The 652-nt window shown below is 39.0% G+C and carries 1 protein-coding gene; it reads left to right on the top strand.

Translation table 11 applies throughout. The annotated features are described in order from the left end of the window. The first annotated feature begins 301 nt into the window (after nt 1-301). Complete coding sequence (locus GRP75_RS29430; protein WP_007432475.1) at nt 302-469, top strand: hypothetical protein; 168 nt, start codon at nt 302-304, stop codon at nt 467-469. Nucleotides 470-652 lie beyond the last annotated feature (183 nt).

Genomic DNA, 652 nt, shown 5'->3' with positions numbered 1-652 from the left:
GATTAATACACTAAATCCGTTTATATCAAAAAACATGAGCTAGTCAAATTATATACATGAAGTTAATTACGTCTAATCTCCTGTTATCGCCAGCATCAGGAAGTATATCTAAGAACTCATGGGGTGAGTCGCTGTCGACACGGCATGGATGATGAGAAAAAGTAATTTGCAGTCTCGCTCCGTTTTCCCTTGATCATCTAGCACGATATACTTAAAGAAGTCGAAAGGCAAACTTATATTCAGCCTATGCTCATTTCAAAAATGTAGGTTTATTCATGACAAAGGGAGTGTTCATTTATTTATGAGTACCGAAATGCTGGAACGTCGAAGTGAAATTCTAAAACGAAACATCCATCAGTTGCTGGTTCAGGAAAATCAACACGGCGTGACACGTCAGGAAAATTACACGTTACATAAAATGATCAGAGAGCTGCATCAAACCTCTCATGCCTTGAATACTTCCCGTTGAGATGAAAGGCTGCTAAATCAAATGAAAAAAATAACCTTCAGCCCCACTTCCTTAGTGGTGTTGAAGGTTATTTGTTGTGTGTATCCTTTAATTGACAGGTGGTATCCTTTCGTGATGTTACCCTTTGGAGCGACTCAGCAGATATAAAAAGTATGGCGCACCAATGATGGCTACAATCAAACC

Source organism: Paenibacillus sp. OT2-17, assembly GCF_009827695.1.
Lineage (GTDB): Bacteria > Bacillota > Bacilli > Paenibacillales > Paenibacillaceae > Paenibacillus > Paenibacillus polymyxa_B.
Note: the sequence above shows the minus strand (reverse complement) of the source record. Positions and strands in the feature narration are given on the sequence as shown.

What these genes read in the sequence shown, in the direction of transcription:
- GRP75_RS29430 (WP_007432475.1), top strand. Translation starts at nt 302, where the DNA reads ATGAGTACCGAAATGCTGGAACGTCGAAGTGAAATTCTAAAACGAAAC.